The organism is Janthinobacterium sp. HH106 (assembly GCF_001758725.1).
In the GTDB taxonomy this organism is placed as follows: domain Bacteria; phylum Pseudomonadota; class Gammaproteobacteria; order Burkholderiales; family Burkholderiaceae_D; genus Janthinobacterium.
Genome location: NZ_LRIC01000017.1, coordinates 38,239 through 60,409 on the forward strand (window position 1 = coordinate 38,239; position 22,171 = coordinate 60,409).

Consider the following 22,171-nt stretch of genomic DNA (forward strand, 5'->3'; position numbering starts at 1 on the left):
CAAACGGTGCGCTTGCTAACAGAGTGGCGCAAACGGGCGTAAAGTTATATGATGATTGACATAAATGTAGGAGGGCAGCATGAAAGTGAGCAGGGAGCAGGCGGCGCTGAACCGCGAGCGCATCGTTGACGTAGCGGCAAGATTGTTCCGCGAAAAGGGCTATGACGGCATCGGCGTGGCCGACCTGATGAAGAACGCGGGCCTCACGCATGGCGGCTTCTATGGCCATTTTGCGTCCAAGGAAGACTTGATGATCGAGGCGTGCCAGCACGCCCTGGAGAAATCGCTGGAAGGCTGGCGGGCGAAGGTTGCCAGCGACCCGCAGCGCGCGCTGCCGGCCATCATCGACAGCTACCTGACCACCCGGCACCGCGACCAGCCCGGCGGCGGCTGTCCGGCGGCGGCCATGGGCGTCGACGTGGCGCGCATGTCGCCCGGCGCGCGCCCCGCGTTTACGCAAGCCACGCGGCAGCAGTTCGCGCTGCTGGAAGGCTTGCTGCCCGACGGCGCGCCCGATGGTGCGCCGGAGCGGCGGCGCCAGCAGGCCATTGCCACGTTTGCCGCCATGGTGGGCGCCATGGTGCTGGCCCGTTCCGTCGATGACGAAGCCCTGTCGGCGGAAATCCTCGATGCCGTGAAGGCGCAATTGCTGCCAGACTGATCGCGTTCCCCCTGTCAGCCGGCCTCGTCGCATGATAGGCTTCGGTTTTCAGATTTTGGGATCATCCATGCTGCTCTGGCTCAGGCAATACCGGCGTCCTCTGTTGGCCGGAGACATCACCGCCGGTATCGTTGTCGCCATGATGATGGTGCCGCAAGGCATGGCTTACGCCTTGGTGGCCGGTTTGCCGCCCGTGGTCGGCATCTACGCCAGCATCCTGCCGCCCGTGCTGTATGCCTTGTTCGGCAGCAGCATGACGCAATCGGTGGGCCCCATGGCCATCGTCTCGCTGATGACGGCCGCGGCCTTGGCGCCGCTGGCCGACCCCGGCTCCTCGCTGTACATCGTGCTGGCCGCCCAGCTGGCCTTCATCAGCGGCCTGGTACTGTTGCTGTGCGGCGTGCTGCGGCTGGGCTTCATGGCCAGCTTTTTGTCGCGCCCCGTGATCAGCGGTTTCAGCAATGGCGCCGCGATCCTGATCATCTGGGGCCAGATCACGCCCCTGCTGGGCGCAACGCTTCCCCACTGGCACGCGCCCAGCCTCGTGCTGGGGCTGTCCTGCCTGCTGTTCCTGTGGCTGGCCAAGCGCTACGCATCGCGCCTGCTGCAGCGCTGCGGGCTGAACAAGGTGGCGGCCGACGTGGGCGCGCGCCTGGCGCCGATGGCGCTGGTGCTGGCCGGCATCGCGCTCGTCGCCTATGGCGGCCTGGCAGCGATGGGCGTGCAGACGACGGGCCACGTGCCCAGCGGCTTGCCCGGACTGAATCTGGCCACCTCGGGCGCCCATTGGCGCACCTTGCTGTCGCCGGCGCTGCTGATCGCCTTCATCATCTTTCTGATGAGCATGTCCGCCGCCCAGACCCTGGCGCAAAAACGCGGTGAAAAGCTGCATACGAACCGGGAACTGCTGGGCCTGGGCGCGGCCAACGTGGCCAGTGCGCTGTCGGGCGGCTTTCCCGTCACGGGCTCGATTTCCCGTTCGGCCGTCAATTTCCAGGCGGGCGCCAACACGCCGTTGGCCAGCATCATCACGGCGGGGCTACTCGCGCTGGCGCTGGTGGCGCCCACGGGCTGGCTGGCCCTGCTGCCGCTGCCCGTGCTGGCTGCCACCATCATCTTTGCCGTCAGCAGCCTGCTGGACTGGGATACCTTGAAATTGTCGTGGCGCTACGACCGCAGCGATGCGCTGGCCCTGCTGGCGACGACGGCCGGCGTGCTGGTGCTGGGCGTGGAAGCGGGCGTGGTGATCGGCGTGCTGCTGTCGATGGGGACGCTGATCTGGCGCGCCAGCCGCCCGCATATCGCGGTGCTGGGGCGTATTCCGAATAGCGAGCACTTCCGCAACGTGGAGCGCTACGAGGCGCAGACCTTGCCCGACGTCTTGCTGCTGCGCATCGATGCGGGCCTGTTCTTTGGCAACGTGGAAGCCGTCACGGAGCGCGTGGAAGACGAGCTGCGCGGCCACCCGACGGCGCGCCACCTGGTGCTGGTGCTGTCGGCCGTCAACCAGATCGACAGCACGGCCTTGCTGGGCTTGATCGAGCTCAACAGCACGCTGGCCAAGCGCGGCATCAGCCTGAACCTGGCCGAAGTAAAGGGCCCCGTGATGGACCGTTTGCGCCAGAGCAGTTTATTGCAAGACCTCAGCGGCAAGCTGTACCTGAGTACGGCGCTGGCGACGAACGATTTGAGCGGGAGCACAACATGACAATGGAATTGAATCTGCATGGCGAGCCGCGTGCGATCGGCAGCGTGCTTGCGCTGGAACAAGCGCTGCAGGAAGCACGCGCCCTGGCCCAGTGCGAGCTGTGGCTGACCGTGGCAACCGATGCGGAGCAGGGCCCGGCCCTGTGGATGCTGCGCAATGGCGGCAACGCCTGGCTGATGTATCTGTCGGGCCAGGATGACTTGAGTTTTCACTCGCTGGGCGACGAGGAGGCAGACGGCGTTTGCAGCTATCTGCTGGCCAATGGCCAGGTGGATGAGTATCCGGAAGCCTGGTGCATTGATGTGGAACACTGCCAGCGTGCCTTTGCCGCATTTTTCAGGACGGGCGGCGCGCGGCCGGCCGCCATCGCTTGGGAGGCGGATTGACATGCCGCACACCATCATCGCCGAGATCGACAGAGACCTGCTGGCCGCGCTCGATGCCAGGGCAGGTTTATTGACGCTGCGCGCCATCCTGCTGCGCTACAAGGCCAGCGGTGTGACGGCGGCGCAAGTGGCCGGCTTGCTGCAGGAATTGCGCGCGTCTGCGCAGGACGGCACGCAGGATGAGGCGCGGGAAGACGTGATACTGGATGCCCTCGACCTGGTGACGGGCTGGTGCGCGCCGCATCTGCGGGTATGGGACGAGGCAGGGGAAAACCGTGCATCCTGAAAAGTTCAAGCACGTGATGGGTCTGCCGTCCGCCGAACGCCATGGCTATTTTGTGCGCAAGGTAGCCGATACGCAAGAAGTGTGGGGCTTGTACCGTGAGGGCTGGGCCACGGCGCAAGCCGACGCCAAGGTGGCTATACCGTTCTGGCCGGAAGCGGCATACGCGCAAGCGTGCGCCGGCGGCGAGTGGGAACATTTCCAGCCGCGCGCCATCGCGCTCGACGATTTTTTGCATAAGTGGCTGCCCGGCATGGCCGGCAACGGCCAGCTGGCGTCCGTTTTTCCCGTGCCGCAAGGCCGCGCCAGCATCGCGGCGCCGGACGATTTACGGAGGGATTTGCAACATGAGGCGGAACAATATGAGTGAAGACAAGGATCGCCTCGACGCCTGGTACGACGGCTCGGCCATCTGCCTGATCGCCGTCGGCGCGCACGGCGACCCGCTGGACCTGGGCGACGACGAAGTGCGCGCCCTGATCGCCAAGCTGCAGCAATGCCTGGCCGAGTCCGAGGCTGGCGCGGTGCCTGACTGAAGGTTCAGGCCGCCGCCAGCGCCTTTTCCATCGCCACGCTGGCCAGGCTGATGCCGCTCGGGTGCGCATACGCTTCCGCGCGCAAGGCAACAAAACCGGCGGCCCGGTAAAACGGTTCCGCATTGAGCGAGGCGGACAGGTGCAAATGGGCAATGCCGCGCTGGCGCGCCAGCTGCTCCAGCGCCGCCAGCAGGCGCTTGCCGATACCGAGTCCCGCGCGCGCCGGGTCGACGAAGACGGCATCGACTTCCTGCTTGTCCGCATCGAGCATGGCATAGCCGGCGATGGCCTCGTCCTGCATGGCCACGATGCCGCCACCGGCAGCCAGCATGGCGCCATACGATGCCGGCACGGGCGAGGCGGTCCAAACAGCAATTTGCTCCGGCGCATAGTGCGTGGCGCAACTGACGCGCACGGCCACCGTGCGCAGGGCCCACAGGGCGTCGATGTCGGCTGGCAGGGCGGGGCGCAGGGTGATGGGCACGGGGGCTTTCCGGGTAAAAGGAGCATGCTAGCGCAATGGCTTGCACGGCGCCAGCATGAGTTTGTCAATTGTCACTGCGCCGGCTTGTCCGGATCGAAGTAATACGAACCCGGCGGCGCACCCGGCACTTTCACGCGGAACTTCAGGCCGGAGAGCAGCTTGTCCCACAAGGCGATGGCCTCTTCGTCCGTCAGCGACGCGGCTTCGGCGGCGCCGACCATGTTGTGGGCGACTTTGGTGTACATCTTGACTTCCAGCACAGATGGATTTGCGATGTCTTTCGGTTTGCCTACCAATGCCCATTCAAAATCATGTACTCCATCAGGGCGCAGGATGAGTGACTCTTCCCCCTTCCAATGCTGAACGTCCCGCTTCCCTTCGCGTAACAAGTTCCGCTTGGGATAAGTCGCCCCCTGTATGTCTTTTGCACTCTGTATGCGGTTGAGCAAAGATAATTCGCTACGCAGTCGCTTCTCAAATTCTTCTGAAGAGTAATCGCCGTATGCATCCTTATTAGAACTCACCGAAAAAGTTATATCAGGGATACTTGGGAAATGAATTCCGACGTTGTCAATCTCTTGCTCTTTATATAAATTTTCTGCCAGGAAGCCATGTTCGAAGCAAACCCCAGGATCTGAAGGAATTTCGTCCGGATCACGCAGCCGTATGTTTTTTGCGAGAAGCAGCTGTCGACGAGCAATTTCTTCTTCTCGTTCCCCGATATCCACATCTACAGCATCTCCAGCAATAAATGTAAAATCTCCTTTTGTAATATAAGTTTTAAAAAATAGAAATTTCATTTCCTTTGCATGAATGCTATTGTAATAGCGCAATTGCCAACTATTTTTAATTGGGCCTTCAAGGTTGTATGTGATTTCTGCGCTCTTATTTCTTTTAAAAATTTCTTCTATGTCTTTTTCTATTTTAAAATGTAAATTATTTATTGTTATTTTTTCCACGTCAATAGTATTGCTTCCAATAATAAGTTTTGATTCGTCTGGAACTTCCAAAGCATAGCGGCCGAAACATAATAATTTAGTTTTTGAAAACATTTTTTCTAATCGCCCATTCAATTTCGTTTTTTTGGTCATAATTTCCTCCTTAATCATAGAATTTTTTGTGCAAGCAATTATGGGGAGAAATATGAAAATTATTAAAATATATTTAATAAAAATTGATTTCATTTTTTATCCCAATTTGCTAATTTTGCGATTTGAATTATGGAGTAAAGCATAGATGCAAGCACGTTTTTGTTCAAGTAACTATTTTGGTGTTCATAGCCGCTACCATCTGCTAATCCATGACGAAAAATATTTCCTGTAATATGGCGGGCAGACCGGATTGCTGGAACTGTTTCATCTCCAAGCTCTTTTGCAGGCTGCAACTTGAGTTTTAGTATGCGTGATCCAGTTTGAACGGTTAGGATTCCTTTTGCATCATCGTTGATTAGTTTCCATTTCTCTGCATGAGGAGGCGTAAATTTCTTAAAAAAATCTGTCAGTCCACCACCCATGCCGTCAGTAACTTTGAAGATTACCTCGCCATAAGACAGGTAGTCTTTTGATTCGCAGTAACTAGCGTATGTTTGTTTGTGGAAGTATTTTTCGATGGACTGTGAAAATGCAAAAGCATCTTTTATTCGCTGGGTTACATTTTTTAGTCCGCCACCTTTTTCATGGGAAATGTTTGCTGGATTCACCCACATTGGATTAATAAGGCGCCACCAATTACTGCTTGGCCGTAGATAAATGCTATCGAGTGCGTTCTGACCTTCTTGCGGCCAGCTCCATAAAATTCGATCTTTGTCGTCCACGACTTTGAGCCAATTCGCGCCGTAGGCAACGCTCGGCATCATTTCCAATGCAGCTGGAGCATTTGCTACCATTGCAGTTGCATGCTCTCCGTCAATTCCCAGAACTTGTGCCGTCTTTTTATTGAATGGGCCAGATTTTTCCAGAAAACCGAAGCGCATACGTTTATAGGCGCTTGCGGCACCTATCGACGGCATGACGTTATGATAGACGCCAAGTACTTTTACTTCCTTGTCGTTAACAAGATTTCCATAACTTGGATGCATTAAGGTGCGTGCAAGCAGACCTCCCATGCTATGTGTGACGAGAATGACCTCTTCGCATTTGAATCCGCAGCCCACATAGCCTTTGACAAGTCCACGTATCCGCTCAGCGATGACGCCGGCGGAGATAGCATTGCTCTGCAAGAAGTTGTAGCCCATGGCGTGAACAGGATACCAGCATGGAGATATTTTTTTTAGATCAGTCTCTGTAATTGCAGTACCGGATGTGGCACCGAAAGCGCTGGGTGCTTGTAGCACTAATTTTGAAATTTCAGGATATGGACCTTGATTTTTCTTGGATTGAATATCTCTTATCTGCCAATGGGGAAGAATATTTTTGTCTCTGACAATGTTATTCATGAAAAATTCCGCAGTCTTTAGCATTTCACCATAAGCCCCAATAAAAAGTATCTCGCTCCAGCCGCGCCAACGTGCAATTTGTGCCGGTGTTTCACGCAAGGCTGGGGGTAAGGAGGTATCTACTATTCCTGGAATGTTGTACTTTGCATTCTCTTTTATTTTTCTTGGACTAATGGCAATCAATGGCGGCACTCCGGCAAAATCATGTGGAATGTTGGTGTGACGAAAATCGGAAAGTCCTGTGATGTTGCCACTTGGTTCAAATCTTCCTTGATTTGTGCTGTAAATATAATATTCGACCTCGGTTTCATTTGGGTCGAGGGCCATCTGTCGATCTCTCGGTGATGCATTTTTATACCATCCACCGATGCCATAACCTTCTACGACACTCCATTTTCCGGCCACGCTCATCATGTCATCTGGCCTCCAGGAGATGTTATCGCTTTTGTCCAGCTCTTTCTGACGTACCTTGCTCATGCGTAAATTACTACCCATCACGCCTGGTAAAAAGATGATAGGAATTATTTTCCCAGGAGGAATGGTTACGTCATGACGAATCGTGTCGTTTATTTCAGTCATATTGACGGTGTACTCAGCCCATCCGCCAACAGTCTGCCGAAACTCGCCTTGGTGATTGCCGTGTTCATTCAGATCCGTATCGTCATTCATGGAAGTTCTCCCTTATAGCGTATTGTGTAGCTATCCATGCCGTCTCCTTTCTGTACTGGGGTGTGTCCGTCACTGCTACTCTTTTCACTGATTCTGTGGCCATCTTCGCGTATTAACTCAAAAGCTATATCGGGAGCGGGTGTGCCATCGACTTGCAGCAGTCGAACGGCCTGATCAAAACGCGCTACTGGCCTCTCATTAAATTCCTGCGACACGCTCTTCGGCGCCAGGGTTTCCAGGTTGCCATTGAAGAGCACGGGCGAGGAGGTGAAGAACTGCACCTTGTCGCTGATTTCCAGCATGTGGTTGGCGCCGTGCAGGCGGATGCCTTTCTTGCCCTTGATGTTGACCCAGTCCGCTTCGCTGATCAGCGACAGCACTTTCCTCGCAATGACTTCGACCTCGTCGCTGTGCGCTTCGATGGACACCTTGCCGCTGGCCGCGATCAGCTTCATGCCGGCCTTGTGCACGAACAGGCTGAAGCTCCTGGCGGTGCTGGCAAACATGCTGTCGCCGCTGGCGAGTGAAATATGCTTGCTGCTGCTGAGCGCCACATGCTCGCTGGCGGCCAGGTGGATGGACTGGGCCGTGCTCAGTTCGATGCCGGCCGGGCTGGCCAGTACCAGATGTGGTTCCGATAATTCCGGGAAATCACCGCCGCTGCCCTTGATGGCGGTGTTTTGCCGCTGGATGGCGTCTGCCACGGCGCCCTGTTGTGCGGTATTGTCCTGCGCGCCTGCGTCGACGGCCATGCCGGCCAGTCCCTCCTGCAGTTGGCGTGCCTGCGCCAGGCGGGACTGTGTTTCGTCGAGCTGTTTGATCGATGCGGCGCCTGCCGATGTCTCTGTGCTGATCAGCATGCCTTTGGCGGCGCGCAGGGCGCCCCAGGCATTGCTGGCCAATTCAAAGCCCGCGCCGCGCGCTTCCTTGCGCCCGGCATTGTCGTCGATGCGGGTGATGTTGCCCAATGACAGCCTGCTGTCCTGGTGCTCGCTGCGCAGCTGTGCCTGGATCGCCCCCTTGGTATCGTCGAGTACCAGGTGGTTGGCGCTGCGGGCGCCCAGTTCGCGGCTGCGCACGCCGGACAGGGCGCGTTGCTGGGGCAATTGCCACGGCGGCGGATTGGCGCTGTTGTAGACGACGCCGATGACGATGGGATGGTCGATATTGCCGTCCTGAAATTGCACGACCACTTCCTGTCCCACGCGGGGCAAGGCGATGTGTCCCATTTGCGCTCCCGCCATCGGCATCATGACCCGTATCCATGGCGAGCTGCGCTCATCGAATTTTCCCAGGCGGTCCCAGTGAAATTGCAGGCGGATGCGTCCCAGGGCATCGGTATGGATTTCTTCCCCGGCCGGCCCGACCACCAGTGCCGTCTGCACGCCGGCAACCACGCACGGCGTGCTGTTGTAGCCACGCCCCGGGCGCCAGCGGATGTCTCGCCGCACGCACATCAGCGTGTTCGCATATTCCGATGGCGCGCTGGGGCCCGCCTGATAATTGTTGCTGGCGATATGCTCGGCTGACAGGATCAGATACTCGCGTTCGGCAATACTGTCCGGGCGTTCCTGGCCAGGCTGATAGCGCTTTTCCTCGGCGCTGAAATGTCCATCGAGCCGGAAGCAAAGGCCGGGCTGCGCGCCACGGTGATTGCCTGCCGCCTCGAAATACTGGCGCAGATGGTCGCTTTCTTCCATGCGGCGCTGTGCCAGGGACTCTCCATCATCAACATTGCTGTAGCCATAGGCGCCCGTATCTTCATACAACTCGTGAGCAAATACGTCGCCCTGGCGGTTCAGGGAGTAGCCGCTGGCAAGGCGTGGCTGCGGATTTTTATAGTCGAAACTGGCCAAGGTCAGCTGCCCGGAGCCGATCCTGCGCACGGCTTGCCATTGTTGCAGGCCATCGTCTTCCAGGGAACCCGACTCGGCGTGGAAACGCATGGCGCCGTCGCCGGCTACCGTGGCGATCATGTCCGCCAGGGTGCTGTTGTCTGCGAGCCACAAGGTATGGCCATCGGCACGGTGTTCGTACCAGTAATGCCAGCCGAGCGCTTCCCAGCGCCGGTGCAGGTGGTTGTAGTCGGTTTCATTGTGCTGGTTGGCGCAAGTGATCTGTGGATCGTCGCCATGGATGCTGGTTTTCCAGTCGCGCTGCCCGTAGTGCGCGAACGTTGTTTCGGTCAGCTGCATGACGCTTTGGCCATGAAAGGAGACGTTGTCCTGGCGCAGCCGGGCAAAGGCCAGCCACGGCTGCAGCACCATCCGGTACCAGGCGAAGCCGCCGTCTGCGCGCAGCAGGCAGAATTCGCCCACATAGCCGTTAAAGTGGCGCAGCGTGCCATCGTCGCGCACCATGGAAATGGTGACCATGCGGCCCATCATGGCCTTGAGCGCGATGTGTGCGTCGTCCGACAGCAGCTCGGCTTCGAAACGGAAGTCGCGCGATACTTCTTCCCTGGCGGTCAGCGAATTGACCAGCAGGATGGCGCCGGCCGGCCCATCGTCATGGGGGAAGTCGATCTTCAGCAGGCGCCGCTCTTGCGCGGCGAGGTCAAAGGCCGATAACGCCGCCTGTATGCTTGCATGCATGGCCTGCCTCCCTTATAGCGATGTGATCAGGCGGGCGCCGCAGGCGGTGGCATCGCCGTCATAGGCGTACGGCTTGCCCATGTGCTTTGCGCCGGCGCCGTCTGGCGTGATGGGAAAGCTGCCCTTGCACTTGGGGCAAAAGGTTGTGTCATCGGCCAGCGCCGCCGTCTTTCCCATCACGGTGCTGCCCGATGATGCGCTGGTGACCTTGCCGCCGTGATCGGTTGCGTCTCCGAGCCGGATGACGCCGCGTCCCGCATGTTTCATGCTTGCCTCGCTTTCCAGTGATGGGCTGCTCAGGTCAGTTGCAGCAGATAACGCACTTCGGCGCCGCGTACCTTGCCTGGTGTTGTCTGCAAGAACGTCGTCCAGCCAAGCCGCCGTCTTTCTGACGGGTTGGAGCTCAGGAGCAGGGGGGTAATGCATGGCGGACTCAATATCAGCCGCACTTCATATTGCAAGTCTGGTACGCCAAACAGCGCCAGCATCTTTGCCAGTGCCGCCGCGCCGGTACTGCGCGGCAGGAAGCGTTGCAGGCCAGCGGGATCCAGCGGGCCGATATGCAGGCAGACGCGCATGTCCTGGCGCCACAGCCGCAGACCAAGCGTTGCGCCGCGCGCCAGAACGAAGTTGACACTGCCCAGCAGGCTGCGCCGGTTTTTTTCCAGATAGTCCCAGCCCCCGACAAATTGTTGCAGGGTGACGGGTACGCCGCAGTATTCGGCCAGCACGGGACCTATCGCCTGAGCTGAAACGGGGCGGCAGCGCAGCAGGCCAGCGTACCAGGCTGCGACGTCCTGCGTCACGGCGCCGGCCTCGCCGTTCGATGGCAGCGCATCGCGCGGTACGCCAGCGAGCGCAGTCAGCAAGGGCAGTTGCGCATCTTTTGCATGGGTCTCGCGTGCGGACTCCAGGCGATATTTTTCCCATGCCTGGCAATACAGCGAGACCATGCGGTGCGAAAAGATATCGAGGAAGGCCGAGACGCCGGCGTCCTTGCTCGACAAACGGCAGGCGGCGATGCGTTCCGAGTGATGCAAGGGTAAGGTGCCGCTGGCGCCCAGAAAACGCATGAAAGTCGGTGTCAGGATCAGTTGTTCATGCTCGTCGAGCGAGAGCTGCTCGATTTCGCTGGCTGGAAAGTTCAAGGACAGGCTGTTCTTGAAGCGCAGCACCTGGCTGAAGGCTTGTGCATGGGACACGTTCTGCTGACGTAGCCAGCACAGCAGAATACGCACCGCCTGCACGAACTGGTAGCGGTAAGGCTCGGCGAGCAAGTGTTGCATTACACCAGATTCTGCAATCCGCTTCTTGGTTTGCATCGGATCAGCTCCTCTCCGCTTTGCAGTGACAGCACCACCAGTTCGATGAAACTGTTGATTTGCACATACAGCCCGAGAAAATGGTCGATCACCTGCACAAACAGGTGCATGCCGCTGCCGATAAAGGCTTCCTCGTCCAGCGTGATACGCACTTCCACGCCATGCGCCAGCGAGGTGCCGCGCCGGTGCCGCAGCCATGTCGTGGTCGGCGAGTGCGCCAGCGCGACGATGCCGCCTATCTGGCGTTGCGAACTTGCCGATTGGGACAGGTCGTACAGCGTCAGCATTTCGCGCAGCGCCGGCAGTCCCTCCTGGACCAGTGCGTGATGATTCAGCGCCAGATGCGAAATCAGGCGCCAGTGCAGACCTGCGCCTGGCGAAAAGCGTCGCGGCTGGCTGGGGCGTCGCAGCATGTGCAGCGCGGGTCCGCCAGCGCACGGTTGCAAGTCTCCTTGCGGCTGGCCGTATTTGAGTGCAAGGGGAAGATCGCGGTTGCTGCATGTCAGCGACAGCGACAAGCTGGCCTTTTCATGGATCAGGGGATTGAAGTCGCTGTCGATCAGCGTGATTTTCTTTTCATGACCCGGGCTTTTGATGGCCAACGCCGTATCGTGGCGCATGATCCAGTAATGGCCTTGTTGCGCCGTACCCTCGCCATGCCGCAGGCTGTACAGCGGGCGGAATTCGCTCAGCGTGCTTTCGCCGCCGCGTTGGCGCAGCAAACGCACGGAGTCGATGGAGACGACTTCGTAGCCATGCGCATGGGTGGCATGGGCCAGCACGGGATAGTCGGTTTTCTGCCGGGTGACGGAGATCGGCACGCCCTCCTGGCGGAAGAGATTGACCGCCGGACTGCAGCCCAGCTTCAAGTTTTCGCTGGAAATGCTGGACAACATGCGCGCCGTCGCGGAATCGGGTCGCAAACCGGCCATGCACAGATGCAGGGTGAAGCGCTGGCAAGCAAGCGGCAAGGCGGCACTCAGCGCCGCGATATCGATGTCAAAGAAATTGAATTTTTCCGGATACGCAAAATACTCGCTCAGGATGCGGTATGCCGGCTGCGAACGGGCGCCAAAAGGTATCAAGGCATCCGCGTCGGCGAAGCCGACGGGGGCCAAAGGGACGGCGGGCAAGGCCGTCCATTGCGCCGCGTCGGTCGACACAAAAGCACAGACGGTATGCATGAACAAGGCATCGCGCAATGCGGCGGAAAAAGAAGCCTCGCCATCGATGAAAACGCGCAGCGACGCGGGCGCCGCATCGAGATGCCGGATGCCGATGTTCAGCGAGGAGCTGGCCGATGCTGGCAGGCGTACGCCCGGTGGCGCCTTGATCATCGCATCGAAAACGGCGCTGTCCAGTACCGATGCTCCGGCCGTCATATCGTAGGCCGTCTTGAAGCGGCAGCGCACGCCGCGCACGGGCGCTGTATCCATTTCACTGCCGGCAGGCAGCTGCAAAGCACCCGCTCCCGCCGCCGGGGCGCACTGGCGCACGATGCTGCAGGATGGAAAAGGACGCAGGTAATGCGGGAACAGGGCTTCGAACAAGGCTTCGGTAAATTGCGGATAGTCGTCATCGAGCCGTTTTGAGATGCGTGCCGCCAGCATGGCCACCGATTCGATCAAATGTTCCACGTGCGGATCTTCGCAAGATTCGCCGGACATATGCAATTTGCCGGCGATTCTCGGATAGCGCTCGGCAAACTCACGGCAATGTCGCCGCAGCATCACCAGCTCGCGTTCGAAATACGGCAGCAAGTCTTCCATCTTTCTTTTCCTGTGTCTTCGCGGCGGAATGGCCAGTATCCGAGCGTTTGCTCCAAGGAAAATTGCGTTTGCGCAAATAATTGAACAGGGTTACTGCGCAACATCAAGGACTTCCACGCTGGCAACATCAGACTGGCAAAGCAGAAAGATTCCAACGGTCAACACGGAGAACGCAATGACATTGCCATCCAAATTACTTTGGTCCGAAGGCCTGGCCATCGGTCCCCAGCAATTCCAGCAGCTGGACCGCTACCATGAAGCGCGCCTGCAACGTCTGGCCTCGCTCATTAATCCACATTTATGGGGCGTGCACGGCGTCAGCTGGAATGCGGATGCGCTGGCCAACAATAGCCTGCGGGCAGATGCCATGTCGCTCGTCTTTCAGGATGGAGAGCTGTTTGAAGCGCCGCTGGGCGATGTATTGCCCAGTGCGGTTGACCTGTCCAAACTCCCTTCCAGCGAACATAGTTTTACTTTTTATGCCGCGCTGCCCGCGCTGCAGGCACATGGCGGCAATGTGAGCTCTGCCGGTGCGCGCTATGTCCAGGCGGATATCGAAACACCGGATCTGTACAGCGAGGCGGTCAGCATAGACGTGGCTTACCTGAAGAAACGCGTGTATCTGCTGTCCCAACTGGACCCTCTGAATGATTACCTTGCCATCCCGGTGATCCGTTTGTACCGCGCTGGCAATGGCGGCTTTGACATCGATGCCTCCTTCATCCCACCTGGCCTGACCATCAGTGCCGAGTCCTCGCTGCAGAAAATGCTCGATTCGCTGATCGATCGCATGGGGGCGAAAATTGAGGCGCTGTACAGCCGCCACCGTCAGCCTGGTAACAATACGGTGGAATTTCATGGCGGGGATGTTGCCTCGTTCTGGATGCTCCATACCTTGAGCATGGCCAGCGCCACGCTCAGTCATTGCGCCAGTTACCGGCGCCACCATCCCGTGTATTTGTTTGAAAAATTGATGGCGTTGGCCGGTGGCTTGATGACGTTTTCGAAGAAATACACACTGAGCGACTTGCCCGCTTATTGTCACGATGACGCGGCTGCCGGCTTCGGCAAGCTCGATGGCATCATTCGTGACCTGATCGATACTGTGCTCCTGTCGCGCTATTTCCCGATCGCGCTATCGAACGACGCGCAACAGAACACCCACTATTACGGCTTGCTCGATGCCAAGCGGATTGACCGTCAGACCGAACTCTGTCTTGCGGTAAACGCCGATATGCCGGCGCTGGAACTGGTCGCCACGGTGCCGTTGCAGTTCAAGATTTCATCTCCGGACAATATCGAACTGCTACTAGGCAGGGCGCTGCCGGGTGCCGAGTTGCGCCATATGGCCCAGGTTCCCGCCGAGGTGCCAGTACGGCCCAATACGTATTACTTTTCGATCGATAACAAGGGCAGTATCTATGACAGCATGATCAAGGCCCAGGCGATTGCGATTTATGTGCCGTCTGGCATAAAAGGGCTGAAGCTGGAATTGTTCGGTATCAGTAGCACCGCCGTGTAACGATGCTTGGCCTGACGCGCCGGGGTATTGTCAAAAGATTGCCCTAAGGAATAGACTTGCCCCGGCAGTTGACGTTATCATGTTTTTGTAAGTGTCGGTGGCTGAATGGCCGGCGCATAGTTGAAACATGGTGACAGGCGAGGGTGAGCATGGGCATGGCGAATGATGCGTGATGTGCCTGGCGGCGGGACGAGCAGGGCAGCGGTGTACCGCTGCGGCCGCGCATTGCTGCTGGCATTCTGTGTCGCCGCGGCCCCGGCCGCCGTGCCGGCAGCGGCGCCAGCCGCTGCGCCGCCGCACCAGGGCCAGCGCGTGCTGGTCCTCAACGCCTACGATTACGGCCGCGCCGGCGTGGAATCGTACACGCGCACCTACGTGGCCGCCATGGCCGCCGCGGGCCTGGCCAGCGAAGACATCATGGTCGAGCACCTGAACCTCAATACCCAGGGCGACCCGGCGCTGCGCAACGAGATGCGTGATTTGTTGCTTTTAAGATACACCCAGATGATGGGGCGCAAGGCCGACCTGATCATCGCCATGCAGCAGCCGGCGCTCGATTTTTTGTTGTCCGACCTGGCGCCGCTGGCGCGCGGCGTGCCCGTGCTGGCGATTAACACCTCGGGCAAGGCCTTGCCGGCCGGCAGTCCGCTGGCCATCTGGCAGCAAAAGGCGAACGTCGATTTTCCCGGCACCCTGGCGCAAGCGATGGCGCTGTTCCCGGAGACCAAAACCATCGTCATGGCCGTTGGCGTCAGCGAGGCCGACCAGGCATTGAAGCGCAGCCTGCAGCAGGCGGCGCAGGCGTGGCAGGGCAGGGTTTACGTCGAGTATCTCGACGGCCTGACCCTGGCGCAGATGCGCGTGAAGGTGGCGCACCTGCCCGCTGATACGTTGCTGGTGGCCGGCAATGTCAACCGCGACGTGGCCGGCGCCATCGCCACACCCGTGCAGTTTGCCGGCGAACTGGCGCGGCTGGCGAACGTGCCCGCCTTCGGCATGTACAACACGAACGTGGGCAAGGGCATCCTGGGCGGCTCCCTCCTGCACATCGAAGGGGCCGCGCAGCAGGTGGCGCAGATGTCGCTGGCCGTGTTGGCCGGCAAGGCGCCAGCCGCGCCGGGCGCCTTGCTGCCGCCGGTCCGCCCCGTGCCCATGTACGACTGGGAGCAGCTGCAGCGGTGGGATGCCGACATCAGCCAGCTGCCGCCGGACACGCTGTTCTTCAACCGCCCGCCGCAGCTGTGGCACGAACACCGCGCCGCCGTGCTGCTGGCGGCCGGCGTCTTCATCGTGATGGCCGGCTTGCTGAGCGCCCTGCTGCTGCAGCGGCGGCGTTTGCGCCGCGCAGAGAGCGAGGCGCGCGAAAGCGAACAGCGCTTCCGCATCCTCGTCGAGCATGCGCCTGAAGCGATCGTCGTGTATGACCTGGACCAGGACCGCTTCATCGACGCCAACAGCAGCGCGCAGCGCATGCTGGGCATGTCGCGCGAAGCGCTGCTGGCGCGCGGGCCGTTCGACCTGTACAGCACGGAGCAGCCCGACGGCATGCCTTTGGGCCTGATGATGGAAGAGCATCTGCGCCGCGCCATGCTGGGTGAACCCATCCTGGTCGAGCGCCATGTGCGGCGCGCCGACGGCAGCGTCTTCCCCTGCGAAGTGCGGCTGGTGCGCTTGCCGATGGAGGGGCGGCGCCTGGTGCGCAGCGGCATCGTCGACATTTCCGAGCGCAAGCAAAGCGAGCAGGAGCTGCTCGGCTACCGCGACCACCTGGAGGAACTGGTGCAGCAGCGCACGGCCGCCCTGTCGGTGGCCGTCACCGAGGCCGAATCGGCGAACCGCGCGAAAAGCGTTTTTCTCGCCAACATGAGCCACGAATTGCGCACGCCCTTGAATTCCGTGATCGGCTTTTCGCAGATGATGGCTGATTCGAGCAGCATGTTCGAGGAAGAAAAACACAACCTGGCCATCATCAACCGCGCCGGCCACCATTTGCTGACCTTGATCAACGATATCCTGGAATTGTCGAAAATCGAGGCGGGCCGCATGCAGTTGCAGGCGGGGCCCGTGGACTTGAACGGCTTGCTCGACGAGGTGCTCGAGATGGTGCGCATGCGCTCGGGCGACCAGGGCATCGCGCTGCGGCTCGAGCGCGACGGCGTGCCCCCGCTGGTGCGCCTCGACGGCGCCAAGCTGCGCCAGGTGCTGCTCAATTTGCTGTCGAACGCGCTCAAGTTCATCGAGCAGGGCAGCGTGACCCTGTCGCTGAGCTGCCAGGCGGACGGCGACGGGCAAATGGCGCTGGCGTTTGCCGTGCGCGATACGGGCAGCGGCATCGCGGAAGAGGACCTGGAACGCATCTTTGAACCGTTCGTGCAGGCCGACAGCGCCGTGGCGCAGGCGGGCACGGGACTGGGGCTGACCATTTCGCGCGAATTCGTGCGCCTGATGGGCGGCGAGCTGCGCGTCGAATCGACCTTGGGCGCCGGTTCCCGCTTCAGTTTCGAGCTGCACGCGCCCGCGCTGCGGCAGCCGGCCTTCGCGGCGCAGGCGCCGGGCCGCGTGGCGCGCCTGCCGCCGTCCCAGCGCGGGCGCATGGTGCTGCTGGTCGACGATGACGACAACTGCCGCAAGCTGCTGGCCGGCTTGCTGGCGCCGCTGGGCTTTCAGCTCCAGGAAGCGGCGGGCGGCGTGCAGGCGCAAGCGATGCTGGCGGCGCAGCGCTACGACATCGTGCTCAGCGACTGGCGCATGCCGGACATGGACGGTTTGGCGCTGACGCGCTGGCTGCGCGCGCAGCCAGCGCTGGTGCAGCCGCGCCTGGTGATCATGACCGCCTCAGCCTTCGAGGAAGAAAAGCAGGAGGCGCTGGCGGCCGGCGCCGACGGCTTCCTGCGCAAACCGATCGAACAGGAACACCTGTTCGCCATGCTGGAGCAGCAACTGGGCCTGCGCTTCCAGCGCACTGCCGCCCAAGCGCCGCGCGTGCCGGCCGCCGCCTTCGACCTGCAAAAGGCGCTGGGCCAGCTGAGCGCCGCCCAGCGGCAGGCGCTGCTCGAATCCGTGCAAGCCCTCGATTTGCGGCGCAGCGCCATCGTGCTGGCCGGCGTGGCGACCAGCCTGCCGCAGCTGACCGCGCACATCGCCGCCATGCTGGAGCAGCACCAGTACCAGCCGCTGTGCGCCCTGCTGGCGCAGCCAAGCAGCGAGCCGCAGGGCGAAGGTGCATGACGCCATACGCCCCCAAAGATGCGCGCCTGGGCGGCGTCTCCATCGTGCTGGCCGTCAGCGTGGCGCTGACCTTTGTCGTCACCGCGCTGCTGCTGGTGTTTGCCGTGCTGTTTTACCAGTCCGAACGCGAGCAGCGCTGGCAGCAGCTGCAGGGCAGCCTGTCCGTGAGCGCGGACCAGCTGGCCGTGGCCATCGAACTGCCATTGTGGAATCTCGATGAAAAGCAGATGCAGGCCATCATGCGCAGCATGCTGGGCAAGCGCGACCTGGTGGCCAGTTCCCTCACGCCGGGCATCGGCAAGGAAGCGCTGGTCCTGCGCCGCACTGCGTCCGGCGCCATCGGCAGCTTTTCTTCGCTGTCCGCGGAACCGGGCTGGCTGGTGCAGCGGCGCCCCGTGACGATGGGCGGACAGGTCATCGGCAGCGTGGCCGTGTATGCGACGCCGGCCCTGCTGCACGCGCAGCTGCGCCAGCGCGCGCTGGGCATCGGCGCCATGATCGTGGCGCTCGACGTGATCCTCGTGGCCAGCATCTGGCTGCTCATGTGGTGTCTGATGCTCAAGCCCCTGAAGGCAATCGGCCAGTATGCGGCCGGCATCCAGGCGGGGCAGGGCGAAGCGCCCGGCACGCCGCCGAAAGCGTGGTTCCTGGGCGAGCTGCGCACCTTGTACCGTTCCATCCGCGACATGGTGGCGCTGCTCGACAGCCGCTACCGCGCCCTGCAGCGCAGCGAGGAGCGCGTGCAGATGGCCACCGGCGCGGCCAGCATCGGCATCTGGGACTGGAACGTCAGCAGCGATGCCTTGCAGTGGGATGAACAGATGTATGCGCAGTTCAAGGCCGACGCGGAAAGCGGCATGGCGCCGGCGGCGATCTGGCGCAGGGCGCTGGTGCCGGACGACGTGCCCGCCGCCAAGGAGGCCCTGCGCGCCGCGCTGGGTGCCGGCCAGGCGTTCACGCATGAGTACCGCATCCTGTGGCCCGACGGCGCCATCCGCTACATCAAGGCCGATGCCGTGATCTTCCGTGACGGCCAGGGCCGCCCCATGCGCCTGGTGGGCTCGAACTACGACATCACGGCGCACCGCGAGGCGGAACTGGAACTGCTGCGCCACCGCCATCACCTGGAAGAACTGGTGGCCGAGCGCACGAGCGCCCTGTCGGTGGCCGTCAGCCAGGCGCAGGCGGCGAACCGCGCCAAGAGCACCTTCCTGGCGAACATGAGCCATGAACTGCGCACGCCCTTGAATTCCGTGATCGGCTTTTCGCGCCTGATGGCCGCCTCGCCGAACATGCAGGACGATGAGAAGCGCAACCTGGCCATCATCCACCGCTCGGGCAACCATTTGCTCACCCTGATCAATGAAATTCTCGAACTGTCGAAGGGCGAGGCGGGGCGCCTGCAGGCACAGACGGCCGTGGTGGCGCTGGCGCCGCTGCTGCAGGAAGTGATGGACATGCTGGGCATGCGCGCCGAGCAGCAGGGGCTGGCCCTGCGCCTCGATTGCGCGGACCTGCCGGCGGCCGTGCTGCTCGATGCGACACGCTTGCGCCAGGTGCTGCTGAACCTGATGTCGAACGCCGTCAAGTTCGCCGGCGGCGGCGAAGTCACCCTGCGCGTGCGCGGCGAGCGGCGCGCTGGCGACCAATGGGGGCTGTCGTTCGCCGTCAGCGACACGGGCATCGGCATCGCCCCGGAGGACCAGCAGCGCATCTTCGAGCCCTTCGTGCAGGCCGACAGCGCGGGACCGAAGGATGGCACGGGGCTGGGCCTGGCCATCTCGCGCGAATTCGTGCAGCTGATGAACGGCGAACTGACGGTGGAGTCGACGCCGGGGCAGGGCGCCACCTTCCGCTTCAGCATCCCCGCGCAGGCGGCCGAAGCGCCCGTGCCGGCGCCTGTGCCGCTGCCCGTGGCGCCGGCGCCCGAGGCGTTGCCTGCACTGCGGGCACAAGACTTGCTGCTGCTGACGGGGGAAGAACGCGCCGCCTTGCTGGTGGCGCTGCGCGAATTGAACCTGGCCAGGGTGGCCCTGCTGCTGGCGGCCTTGCCAGCGGTGGCGGCGCCGTTGCTGGCGCCGCTGCAGGCCATGCTCGACCAGCATCAGTACCGCCAGCTGTGCGGCTTGCTGGAGAATGAGGGGGCGCTGGCGCACACGTAAAAGTGTGGGCTGACAACATCGGTTTCGCTGAAAAGACGGACTAAGTAGGGCCGATGGATGGTGCTAAATTGCAATAAAGATTATGATGATAGTACGTAGTTCATCGCAAAGAAAATGTCTTGTCCAGCGTGGCAACGGACCGCCGCGCCTCATCCAAAGCTGAGAGAACTGCTACATGCACCGCGATTTTTCGGAAGTGAATTCGAAGGGCGAAGTACTGATCGTTGAAGATACGCCGGCTTCGCTGAAGCTGTTGAGCGATTTGCTGGGCGGCGCCGGCTACGCGGTGCGCCAGGCGCCGAACGGCGAACTGGCCCTGTGGACGGCCCAGGCGCGCCCGCCGGAGCTGATCCTGCTCGACGTGCGCATGCCCGGCCTCGACGGCTTTGAAGTGTGCCGCCGCCTGAAGGAGATACCGTCCCTGCAGCAGGTGCCGGTGATCTTCCTGTCGGCCCAGTACGATACGGACGACAAGGTGCGCGGCTTTGCGCTGGGCGCCGTCGATTTCATCGCCAAGCCCTTCCAGGCCGAGGAAATCCTCGCCCGCACCGATGCCCATGTGCGTCTGGCGCGGGCGCAGCTGCAGTTGGCGCAGGAGCGCGCCAACCTGGAACGCCGGGTGGCCGAACGCACGGCCGAACTGGAACAGGTGGCCAGCACGCTGGCGCGCGAAGTGCAGATCCGCCGCGCCAATGAAGAATTGCTGCGCCTGTCGGGCCAGGTCTTCGAAGCGACCCAGGACGCCATCCTGATCACCGATCCGGCCGGCATCATCGTCACGGCCAATCCCGCCTTTACCCGCATCACCGGCTACGCAGCGCAGGAAGTGGTGGGCACGGACATCATGCGCCTGCATGCCGAATACACGGGCGAAGCGGTGCTGCTGGCCCTGCGCCAGGGCTTGCGCAGCAGCGGCTGCTGGTCGGGCGAGGTGCAGACGCGGCGCAAGAGCGGCGACACCTATCCCTGCCTGCTCAGCGTCTCCACCGTGCACGGGCCCGATGGCGCCGTCGTCAACTATGTGGGCGTCTTCCTCGACATCAGCGAGCGCAAGGCCGAGCAGCATCTGATCGATTTCCTCTCCTACCACGACGCGCTGACGGGTTTGCCGAACCGCGTGCTGCTGCGCGAGCGCTTCGAACAGGCGCGCGCGAACGCCGTGCGCGACAGCCAGCAGGTGGTGCTGATGTGCCTGGACCTGGACCGCTTCAAGAACATCAACGATTCGCACGGCCAGGCCGTCGGCGACAAGGCGCTGCAAGTGGTGGCGCGCTTCCTGTCCGGCTGCGTGCGCGAGGGCGACACTGTGGTGCGCCAGGGCGGCGACGAATTCCAGATCCTGCTGCAGGACGATGCCCTGCTGGGACGTACCCTGGGGCTGGCGCAAACCATCCTGGCCGGCTTGCGCGAAGAATTGAGTGTTGACGGCGAGCGCCTGGCGCTGACCACCAGCATCGGCATCGCCATGTGCCCGGCAGACGGCGACAGCCTCGACGACGTGCTGCGCCACGCCGACACGGCCCTCGTGCGCGCCAAGGAAATGGGGCGCGACCATTACGCCTTCTTCACGGAGCGCATGGGCAGCGATATCCGCGCCCGCCTGGCCATGCAGCAGCAGTTGCGCGGCGCCATCGGCCGCGACGAATTCGAAGTGCATTACCAGCCGCAGATGTGCTTGCGCACGGGCGCCATGCTGGGTGCGGAAGCGTTATTGCGGTGGAATAACCCTGTGCTGGGCAAGGTGCCGCCCGGCCTGTTCATTGCGCTGGCCGAGGAATATGGCTTGATCACGGCTATCGGAGAATGGGTGCTTGAAAGCGTGTGCGCGCAGATCCGCGTGTGGCACGATGCGGGCCTGGGCAGCATCAAGGTGGCCGTCAACCTGTCCGGCAAGCAGTTCGCGCAGGACCGCACGGTGCCCTTCGTCGAGGCGGCCCTGCGCAAGTACGGCATCGCGCCCGCCTGCCTGGGCATCGAGATCACGGAAAGCACGGTGATGGGCGACCCGGACAAGGCCGTGGCGGCCCTCACGCGCCTGAAGGACATCGGCGTGGGCATTTCGCTCGACGACTTCGGCACCGGCTATTCCAGCCTCGGTTACCTGAAGCGCTTTCCCATCGACGTGCTGAAGATCGACAAATCCTTCGTCGACGACGTCACCACCAGCAGCAGCGACGCGGCCATCGCCCGTTCCGTCATCTCGCTGGCGCACAACCTCGACATGCGCGTCATCGCCGAAGGCGTGGAAACGCGCGAGCAGGTCGCCTTCCTGACGGAACACGGCTGCGATGAAATGCAGGGCTATTATTTCAGCCGCCCCCTGGGCGCGGCACTGTTTACGGCCTTGCTGCGCGAACGGCGCACCCTGGCCATGGCCGAGGCATAAGCGCCGCGGTGCGGTCGCTGCACCATG

17 protein-coding genes are annotated in these 22,171 nt (G+C 61.4%); 10 read left to right on the plus strand and 7 right to left on the minus strand.

Annotated elements, in window-relative coordinates:
* Window positions 1-79: 79 nt before the first annotated feature.
* The 6 genes from JAB8_RS09275 (at window position 80) to JAB8_RS29470 (ending at window position 3,574) form a co-directional block, all read left to right on the plus strand.
* Window positions 80-661, plus strand: coding sequence for a TetR/AcrR family transcriptional regulator (locus JAB8_RS09275; RefSeq protein WP_070289298.1), 582 nt, complete (start codon window positions 80-82; stop codon window positions 659-661).
* A 67-nt stretch (window positions 662-728) separates the two neighbouring features.
* Complete coding sequence (gene sulP / locus JAB8_RS09280) at window positions 729-2,369, plus strand: sulfate permease (protein ID WP_070289299.1); 1,641 nt, start codon at window positions 729-731, stop codon at window positions 2,367-2,369.
* Entirely contained in the window at window positions 2,366-2,755 is a 390-nt protein-coding gene (locus JAB8_RS09285; protein WP_083287636.1) for an Imm1 family immunity protein, read from the plus strand. Before sulP ends, JAB8_RS09285 begins: the two co-directional genes overlap by 4 nt.
* 1 nt (window position 2,756) lies before the next feature.
* Window positions 2,757-3,041: a hypothetical protein gene (locus tag JAB8_RS09290; RefSeq protein ID WP_070289301.1), complete on the plus strand. Its 285-nt coding sequence runs from the start codon at window positions 2,757-2,759 to the stop codon at window positions 3,039-3,041.
* Window positions 3,031-3,408, plus strand: a complete 378-nt coding sequence (locus JAB8_RS09295; protein ID WP_254679482.1) for a DUF2750 domain-containing protein — start codon at window positions 3,031-3,033, stop codon at window positions 3,406-3,408. Before JAB8_RS09290 ends, JAB8_RS09295 begins: the two co-directional genes overlap by 11 nt.
* Complete coding sequence (locus tag JAB8_RS29470; RefSeq protein WP_175445173.1) at window positions 3,401-3,574, plus strand: hypothetical protein; 174 nt, start codon at window positions 3,401-3,403, stop codon at window positions 3,572-3,574. The genes JAB8_RS09295 and JAB8_RS29470 overlap by 8 nt, the downstream gene beginning before the upstream one ends.
* 4 nt (window positions 3,575-3,578) lie before the next feature.
* On the opposite strand, the gene JAB8_RS09300 is transcribed toward JAB8_RS29470, so the two are convergent.
* From JAB8_RS09300 to tssF, 7 genes are all read right to left on the minus strand, one after another.
* Entirely contained in the window at window positions 3,579-4,058 is a 480-nt protein-coding gene (locus JAB8_RS09300; protein ID WP_217494217.1) for a GNAT family N-acetyltransferase, read from the minus strand.
* A 71-nt stretch (window positions 4,059-4,129) separates the two neighbouring features.
* Window positions 4,130-5,149 (minus strand): T6SS immunity protein Tli4 family protein, encoded by a 1,020-nt coding sequence (locus JAB8_RS29475; protein ID WP_254679483.1) that lies wholly within the window; start codon window positions 5,147-5,149, stop codon window positions 4,130-4,132.
* An 89-nt stretch (window positions 5,150-5,238) separates the two neighbouring features.
* On the minus strand, window positions 5,239-7,161 hold the full coding sequence (locus tag JAB8_RS28100) for a hypothetical protein (protein ID WP_071654398.1): 1,923 nt from the start codon (window positions 7,159-7,161) through the stop codon (window positions 5,239-5,241).
* Entirely contained in the window at window positions 7,158-9,755 is a 2,598-nt protein-coding gene (locus JAB8_RS09320) for a type VI secretion system Vgr family protein (protein WP_070289304.1), read from the minus strand. The genes JAB8_RS28100 and JAB8_RS09320 overlap by 4 nt, the downstream gene beginning before the upstream one ends.
* 12 nt (window positions 9,756-9,767) lie before the next feature.
* Window positions 9,768-10,022, minus strand: a complete 255-nt coding sequence (locus tag JAB8_RS09325) for a PAAR domain-containing protein (RefSeq protein WP_070289305.1) — start codon at window positions 10,020-10,022, stop codon at window positions 9,768-9,770.
* A 29-nt stretch (window positions 10,023-10,051) separates the two neighbouring features.
* Complete coding sequence (gene tssG, locus JAB8_RS09330; RefSeq protein ID WP_175445174.1) at window positions 10,052-11,041, minus strand: type VI secretion system baseplate subunit TssG; 990 nt, start codon at window positions 11,039-11,041, stop codon at window positions 10,052-10,054.
* Window positions 11,041-12,846 carry a type VI secretion system baseplate subunit TssF gene (tssF, locus tag JAB8_RS09335; protein WP_070289307.1) on the minus strand — a complete coding sequence of 602 codons (1,806 nt, stop codon included), beginning with the start codon at window positions 12,844-12,846 and terminating at the stop codon, window positions 11,041-11,043. Before tssF ends, tssG begins: the two co-directional genes overlap by 1 nt.
* A 175-nt stretch (window positions 12,847-13,021) precedes the next feature.
* Here tssF and tssK point away from each other — a divergent pair, with 175 nt between their 5' ends.
* From tssK to JAB8_RS09355, 4 genes are all read left to right on the plus strand, one after another.
* The gene (tssK, locus tag JAB8_RS09340; protein WP_070289308.1) at window positions 13,022-14,368 is read left to right on the plus strand and encodes a type VI secretion system baseplate subunit TssK; all 1,347 of its coding nucleotides are present in this window, start codon (window positions 13,022-13,024) and stop codon (window positions 14,366-14,368) included.
* A gap of 162 nt (window positions 14,369-14,530) precedes the next feature.
* Window positions 14,531-17,596 (plus strand): PAS domain-containing hybrid sensor histidine kinase/response regulator, encoded by a 3,066-nt coding sequence (locus JAB8_RS09345; RefSeq protein WP_083287637.1) that lies wholly within the window; start codon window positions 14,531-14,533, stop codon window positions 17,594-17,596.
* Complete coding sequence (locus tag JAB8_RS09350; RefSeq protein WP_070289310.1) at window positions 17,593-19,758, plus strand: ATP-binding protein; 2,166 nt, start codon at window positions 17,593-17,595, stop codon at window positions 19,756-19,758. The genes JAB8_RS09345 and JAB8_RS09350 overlap by 4 nt, the downstream gene beginning before the upstream one ends.
* A gap of 175 nt (window positions 19,759-19,933) precedes the next feature.
* On the plus strand, window positions 19,934-22,144 hold the full coding sequence (locus JAB8_RS09355) for a GGDEF domain-containing response regulator (protein WP_070217999.1): 2,211 nt from the start codon (window positions 19,934-19,936) through the stop codon (window positions 22,142-22,144).
* Window positions 22,145-22,171: the final 27 nt, after the last annotated feature.